Below are 748 nucleotides of genomic sequence, written 5' to 3' on the forward strand. Positions count from 1 at the left end.
GCATGTGGCCTATCAATGCGATGTTGCTGATTGTCGCGATCATGGCCAATATGATGGACAGTGTTCCAGCTCGACGAATGAAAGAAAAATTCCGTAAGAAGAGGCTCGCGTAAGCTGTGTTCAAAATCTTAGACCTTTACATCGGTAGAACCATCATTTCTACCACAGCCTTGGTTCTGGCAACGTTTGTTGGCCTATCGGGTATCATCAAATACGTGGAACAGCTACGAAAAGTGGGGCGTGGTGTGTATGACCTGACGCACGCTTTGTATTTCGTTTTGTTGAGCGTGCCTCGTGACGTTGAAATGTTTTTCCCAATGGCAGCATTGCTGGGTGCGCTGATTGGTTTGGGTATGCTGGCGTCAAGCTCTGAGCTTGTGGTCATGCAAGCGGCGGGTTTCTCCAAGCTGGATATCGGTTTGTCCGTGCTAAAAACGGCCGTTCCATTGATGCTTATCGTGATGACTTTAGGTCAATGGGGGGCTCCAGAAGCTCAGAAAATGGCGCGTGATTTGCGATCTTTTGCATTGTCTGGCGGCAGCATCGTTTCGGTTCGTGCTGGGGTTTGGGCTCGTGATGCCAACGACTTCATCTTCATAGGTAAAGTGGAAGATGAGAAGTTGTATGCGTTGAACATGTGGCGCTTTGATGATGACAAGAACTTAGAAAAAGTTATCTTTGCTGAAGAAGTGGATTACCAACAAGATAACAATTGGTTGATGCGTGACGTGCAAATCACCAACATGCA

1 protein-coding gene is annotated in these 748 nt (G+C 47.3%); it reads left to right on the plus strand.

What is annotated here, in order from left to right; translation table 11 throughout:
* Positions 1-116 precede the first annotated feature (116 nt).
* On the plus strand, positions 117-748 hold a 632-nt coding region (gene lptG / locus R7O13_RS26505; RefSeq protein ID WP_318305163.1), incomplete at its 3' end, for an LPS export ABC transporter permease LptG.

This window comes from Vibrio sp. Y176 (assembly GCF_033438945.1).